Source organism: Clostridium sp. DSM 8431, from assembly GCF_900116755.1.
Classification (GTDB): Bacteria; Bacillota; Clostridia; order Clostridiales; family Clostridiaceae; genus Clostridium.
In genome coordinates this window covers 37,021-43,357 of sequence record NZ_FPBY01000006.1, presented here as the reverse complement: position 1 = coordinate 43,357, position 6,337 = coordinate 37,021, and the positions used below count along the sequence as shown (strand labels likewise).

Sequence of the window (6,337 nt, the reverse complement as noted above, 5' to 3'; positions counted from 1 at the left end):
TATTAGGACAAGTATTTAAGAATATTATACATATAATAACTAAAAATAAGCATCGAAAGAAAATTCTAATGTATATCTTAGAAAAAGCTATAAAAATACGCTCACAAATACGCTGCAACCGTTCTTGTGAGCGAAAAAACAAACATCCAAGGAAAAAGCATCATCATAATGTTAAATCCTGCATTTAATATTAAAAATAAATACATACTTTAAAATTCACTTTTACCAGTGGATTTATTTAGTGTACCATTTTTTAAGGGGATTTTAAATAGCTATAAAAAATAATATGGTTTTAAAGCACTTTCATCTGCATTAATCTACTAAGTTGACGACATTGAGAGGTCGGTAATCAAAATAATTGATTACCTCCTACTCGATTTACCATTGATTATTTGTAGCTGTTTTTGGATTATCAACTTCCTTTTTATTGCATCCTTCTTCAACGCTAGAAGTTAAATTACCTTTATTTTTGTTATTTTTACAATTGCAATTTTTATTCATATTTATCACTCCTTCTTTATTACAATATTATTTTGTGCAGTGGACAAAGATTAATACTAATAAATAAAATGAAATTATAGAAAGATAACTCAAGAATGCTTTATAAAAATATAAAAGAAATAATTATCCTTTATACTATACATTTATACTTATATACTATAAAATAGAAGAAAACTGTATTTTTGAGAAAAAAGTTTTAGGGGAGCTAATAATAATGGGTAAAAATACATATAAGTTAGAATATCAAAAAATAAAAGGAGAATGGGTTACATATCTCCTGTTTTTGGGGATTGGCGCTATTTTTATAAATAAGTTCATAGGAATTGGAATCTTATTTTTAAATGTTATTTTTACAGTAGTTTATAAAAACAATAAAGATAATAATTCTTCTGTATATTTCAATATGGCACTTAATTTTGCTAAAGAAGGAAATGTTAAAGAAGCTAAGGAATATTTAAATCAGTCTATTAAATATAACAACTTAAATAGAGAGGCATACTTTTTTATGGGCTGTATTCTATTTGATGAAGAAAAGTATAAAGAAGCTCTTGAATATTTAAAGAGAGGTCATGCTGATGAAGTTAATGATCCTAGTTTACATTATGTTTTAGGAAAATGTTATTATAATGTTGATGTTTTTCATAAAGCAATTAAATATCTTGAGAATATTTCTTATGAGGGAAATTGTCTCTTTGAAAAAGAGAGAATGTTCACTCTTGGAAAATCTTATGCTGAATTAGAAAGATATGAAGATGCATATAATACTTTAGAGAAAATTAATTTTTCTTTAGATGATAATAAAGAAGATTATTTAGAGTATTGTTATTATTTTGGCATAAGTTGTTTTCATACAGAAAGGCTAGAAGAGTCTAAAACTTATTTTAATTGTGTGAAAGAAATAGATAATGATTACAAATATCTTAGTTTATATATTTAAAGTAGAGTATAACGAATTTCTTATAATAGCAATATTTTGTCGTGAATTAAAAAAATGCAGAAAAAGAAGACGAAAATATAGTGAGAATATTTTTGCATTTGGTAACTTTTATAAAAATAAAAAAATTTATGCTTTTTGTTAATGAATATATTAAAATTATACAATTTAAGAATAAAATATTGCAATTGTTATAAATTTACATGAAAAACCTTGAAAAAAGTAAAAAAATTGATTAATATTTTTATGGCGAAAGTAAAAATTGAATAAAAGATACATATGATTGGATAATTTTATATGCTTCGTAATAAAGTACCAGATGCAGATGCGAAAGTGAGAGGATTTGTTATGAAACCAATAGTAAAAAAATTAAAGCCAATAGTACTTATTTTATGTATTCCTATGGTAATAGTAAGTATTTCAATTACTGCAATGGGGAGAAGTAAGAAAGTACCAAATTTATCAGGGAAGATGGTTTACCACTCTTATACCAGCTATGATGCTAAAGACAGTAAATTGTATTTATATGATTTTGATTCTAAAGAAAAAGTTTGTTTAAGTGATAACTTTAAAAATGTATATAATGCCATGAATGCTGAATTTAAAAATGATGGAACAGAAATTGTTTTTATGGGAATGAATAAAACTAAAGGCTATGAAAAGTGGGATGTTTATACATATAACCTTCAAACTCAAGTTGTAACAAATTTAACAGGAAAAAATGATTTGAGAAATGAAGATCCTAAATATTCTTCAGATGGAAAAAAGATTGTTTTTAAACAAGGACATTGGGACGCAAATAAAGATGATATGATATATGACATAATGGAGCTTAACTTAGAAAACAAAAGTTTAAGAAATATAACAAAAGATACTAAAGAAGACTCTATGCCATTTTATTCAGAAGATGACAAATATGTTTTTTATGCAAGAGGAGATAATTCTTTATCACAAATATATAAAGTAGATGTAAACAACTATAATAATAAAGAAAAAGTATATTCTTCTAGTGGAGTAATGGCATACTATCCAATAGTGAAAGATAATGCTTTATACTTTACAAAATGGTATTCAAAATCAAATCATACTGATATGATTATGAAAATGAATTTAGAAACAAATGAATTAGAAAGCTTAAAGTTTAATAATAAAGAATATAATTGTTCAGATCCCTGTCCTTTAAATGATAGATACATGATTTTAAGTTCTACTAAAGGAGGCGCTGGATACAACTTATATATTGCTGATATGAATAAGGGAAAAATTTTGCCTTTAGATATAGAATATAGTGGTATTAATGATGGCGGAGAACAGCTTGGTGCATCTTGCTATTTAGAATCTATAGGCTAGTATTAGATTTTTATAGAAGATAAAAACGATTGGAGATAAAAACGACAATGAATTATTTAAGTGGATTGACATCAGTTTTGAGGAAGGGTGCATTATTTGTTTTTTGGTATCCATATATTATGTCTATTATATGGATTACAGGGTCACTAATATTTTCGCATTTTAGAGAAAACCGTGAAGAAGTAGATTTTAGTAAATACAAATGGCCTAAAATAAGTATACTTTTACCTTGTTTTAATGAGGCATTAACAGTAGAAGAAACTATATCTAATTTATCTAAGCTATCTTATCCAGACTATGAAATAATAGCAGTAAATGATGGTAGTACAGATAATACAGGTAAAATACTTGAAGCTTTAGGTGAAAAATATGAAAAGCTTAGAGTAATAAATTGCTTAGAAAATAAGGGAAAAGCTAATGCACTTCATATGGCAGTTCATGCATCTAAATCAGAATATCTTATATGTGTGGATAGTGATGCAATATTAGATGATAAAGCACCTTATTACATGGTAAAGCAATTTATAGATAATGGTGATAGAGTAGGAGCAGTAACAGGAAACCCTAGAATAAGAAATAGAGATACTCTTTTAGCAAAGATTCAGTTAGTTGAATATGCATCAATTATAGGTCTTATAAAGAGAACTCAAAGAATATTAGGTAAGGTAATGACAGTATCAGGAGTTATAGTTGCTTATAGAAAAAAAGCATTAGTAAGCGTTGAGCTTTGGGATAGAGATGTTATTACAGAGGATATAGGAGTTTCATGGAAGTTACAAAAAAAGTTCTGGGATATTAGATATGAACCAAGAGCTTTGTGTTGGATGCTTGTTCCAGAGACATTAAAGGGGCTTTGGAATCAAAGAGTAAGATGGGCACAGGGAGGACAAGAGATAATATTTCGCCATATAGACATATTTAAAGACTGGAGACAGAGGAGAATCTGGCCAGTATACTTAGAACAGGTTTTTAGTCTTATTTGGTCAATAAGCTGGGTAGGAACTACCATAGTAGCTTTATTTCATGCTAGAGTAAGACAAGACCTTCTACTATTTTTCTCCTTTAGTGCTTTTGCATTATCAATGCTTAGTTTTATACAGCTTTTCATCTCTATGAAACAGGAATCCACCTATGATAATATAATGAAATATTATCTGTGGGCTGCATGGTATCCTACGTTTTATTGGTTTGTTAATACATTTGTAGCTATAGCTGCTATTCCAAAATCAATAAAGTCGTCAATAAGAGGTGGATATGCAACATGGAAGTCTCCTGATAGAGGGGAAATTGAAATGCCTTTAGAATCTGAAGAATCTGAAGAGCCTTTAGATAAGAATGAGAGTGAAAGATTCATTGTAAGTTCACATGCAAGTTCAAAAGTTAAGATACTAAGAAAAATTGGTGCATATGTACTTAATATATTTATGCTTGGGTACATGGTTATTATATTTTACTTATTTGGAAGTGGACTATTTAATCATAATGATACATTAGTTGGAGTTCTTAAGGAAAGTTTAAAGATAACTAATGACAGCATAAGAGAACTTCTATATATTACAGCAATAATTTTTGTATTAAGCTTTATAGTCCAATATCTATGGAGATTATATAATGTTAAAAGATTTGGTAAACTTAACAGAAGAAAACATCCAGGTGAAACAACAAAAGAAGATATGCTTTCATTAAATTTAGTTAGTGAAGAGGTTTATGATTTATTACAAAGAGAAAAAATTATAAGATTTGAAAAAAATCCTATAAGAGAACTTAATGAGGTATATAAAAATGATAAAAAGAATAATTAAAGTAGCTGCTATTTTAGCAGTGCTAGTATTAGTAAGTCTTAAAGTTGCTTCAGTATGGAATGTTGATTTGCTTGAAGAGGACGGATCTTATGGAAATATCCCAAGTACGAAATGTTGTATGGCATTAGATTATCATAGAGTTCGCAGTAGAAGTTTTTGGAACACATTCCTAGAGAAAACTGTAGCTTCAGATGAACTTGTAAATTATTCTATTTATACAGATGAATTTGAAGAAGAAATACAGAGACTTAAAAATGCAGGAGCCTATTTTGCAACTTTAGAAGAGGTTGAAGAGTTTAGAAAAAATGATAGCTTTCCAGATAAATGTGTATGGATATCCTTTGATGATGGAGATGATACTTTATATAAAAATGCGTATCCTATTTTAAAAGAAAATAATATACCTTTTACTGTTTTTGTTATTGCAGGACAGGTAGGCAATAAAGATTTTAACAATCAAATGATTGTTTCTTGGGATCAGCTTAGAGAAATGAGAGACAGCGGCTTAGTATCTTTTGGATCTCACACATATAACATGCATTATTTTGAGGATGATGGAGCAAAGTTTTTATCTAAGAACGTCTATGATGACTTTTTTAAAGATATAAAATTAAGCAGAGAAGTTCTAGAAGAAGAGTTAGATGTAGAGATAAAAAGTATAGCTTATCCATTTGGTGAAAGTTCAGATGCATTAGCTGATTTAAGTGAAAAAGCTGGATTTGAAAGTGGATACATTCTAGCGCCATATCCAATTAAGGCAAATAATGATGACTTTTTCTTAAATAGATATATGGTAAGCAGAAAGAATTTTGATAAAATATATGATGCATGGATTAATAATAATTAATATTTTAGATTTTTAAAATATTGCAATGTTTTATAATTATGTAAAATTAAATAGAACAATTACTATTAGATAGTATAAATAAATATTCATATGTATATCATTAAATTTATAGATATACATATGAATATTTTTGTATATTTATAAATGTTATAATGGCTGTATTCTTAGATATAGTGATAATAAAATAAGCCATTTAAATATTGGTGGACGTCCTTTTAAGTTTATACTTAGATAAGGATGTTCACTTTTTATATTTACTTAAAGATTTTATGTTTGTAAAAATATAAACTTAATTTTATAATTATGTAATATAAAGGTAAAATGCACGTATAAATTAGAGTGTTTTGCATTTATTATTTTTATAAATAATATAATTAAATGAATATTATATTGATTGGGGGGATGTACTTAATGGTTATTCATGATTTAGAACCTGAAGAAGCAGAAAAACTAAATTTTCCGGTAAAAGAAAATATGATAATTAATAAAAAAGAAAATATTCATAATTGTATAGGCTGTTTTGGATGTTGGGTTAAGACACCAGGAAAATGTGTAATTAAAGATAATTATAGCAATATGGGAGAACTTTTAAGCAAAAGAGATGAACTTGTAATCATAAGTGAATGTTTTTATGGGGGATACAGCCCTTTTATAAAAAATATACTAGATAGAAGCATTTCTTATTTATTACCAGACTTTTTAATAAGAAAAGGAGAAATGCACCATAAGAGTAGATATAAAAATAAACTTAAGTTAAAGGTATATTTTTATGGAGATAATATAACAGACCTTGAGAAGAAAACAGCAATTAAGCTTGTAAATGCAAATAGTGATAATCTAAATGCTAAGGTGGGATTAATTATGTTTTTGTCTAAGGATAAATTAATGAAGGAGGGTTTTTAG

At 27.1% G+C, this 6,337-nt stretch carries 6 protein-coding genes; 5 read left to right on the top strand and 1 reads right to left on the bottom strand.

Going from position 1 to position 6,337, the window contains the following annotated elements:
- Window positions 1–378: 378 nt before the first annotated feature.
- A complete protein-coding gene (locus BM384_RS18440) occupies window positions 379–501 on the bottom strand; it encodes a hypothetical protein (RefSeq protein ID WP_278280884.1) in 123 nt (40 codons plus the stop codon).
- Window positions 502–715: 214 nt separating this feature from the next.
- Here BM384_RS18440 and BM384_RS01335 point away from each other — a divergent pair, with 214 nt between their 5' ends.
- The 5 genes from BM384_RS01335 to BM384_RS01315 all read left to right on the top strand — a co-directional run bounded on the left by BM384_RS01335 (window position 716) and on the right by BM384_RS01315 (window position 6,337).
- Entirely contained in the window at window positions 716–1,438 is a 723-nt protein-coding gene (locus BM384_RS01335; protein WP_090009960.1) for a tetratricopeptide repeat protein, read from the top strand.
- 345 nt (window positions 1,439–1,783) lie between these two features.
- The gene (locus tag BM384_RS01330; protein ID WP_090009957.1) at window positions 1,784–2,785 is read left to right on the top strand and encodes a TolB family protein; all 1,002 of its coding nucleotides are present in this window, start codon (window positions 1,784–1,786) and stop codon (window positions 2,783–2,785) included.
- A gap of 47 nt (window positions 2,786–2,832) precedes the next feature.
- Window positions 2,833–4,587 carry a poly-beta-1,6-N-acetyl-D-glucosamine synthase gene (pgaC, locus tag BM384_RS01325; RefSeq protein WP_090009951.1) on the top strand — a complete coding sequence of 585 codons (1,755 nt, stop codon included), beginning with the start codon at window positions 2,833–2,835 and terminating at the stop codon, window positions 4,585–4,587.
- A complete protein-coding gene (locus BM384_RS01320) occupies window positions 4,568–5,434 on the top strand; it encodes a polysaccharide deacetylase family protein (protein WP_175537245.1) in 867 nt (288 codons plus the stop codon). The genes pgaC and BM384_RS01320 overlap by 20 nt, the downstream gene beginning before the upstream one ends.
- Before the next feature lie 411 nt (window positions 5,435–5,845).
- Window positions 5,846–6,337, top strand: a complete 492-nt coding sequence (locus tag BM384_RS01315; protein WP_347455043.1) for a flavodoxin family protein — start codon at window positions 5,846–5,848, stop codon at window positions 6,335–6,337.

Coding starts and splice junctions, on each gene's coding strand:
- BM384_RS01335 (WP_090009960.1), top strand. CDS start 716: ATGGGTAAAAATACATATAAGTTAGAATATCAAAAAATAAAAGGAGAA.
- BM384_RS01330 (WP_090009957.1), top strand. CDS start 1,784: ATGAAACCAATAGTAAAAAAATTAAAGCCAATAGTACTTATTTTATGT.
- BM384_RS01315 (WP_347455043.1), top strand. CDS start 5,846: ATGGTTATTCATGATTTAGAACCTGAAGAAGCAGAAAAACTAAATTTT.
- BM384_RS18440 (WP_278280884.1), bottom strand. CDS start 501: ATGAATAAAAATTGCAATTGTAAAAATAACAAAAATAAAGGTAATTTA.
- pgaC (WP_090009951.1), top strand. CDS start 2,833: ATGAATTATTTAAGTGGATTGACATCAGTTTTGAGGAAGGGTGCATTA.
- BM384_RS01320 (WP_175537245.1), top strand. CDS start 4,568: ATGATAAAAAGAATAATTAAAGTAGCTGCTATTTTAGCAGTGCTAGTA.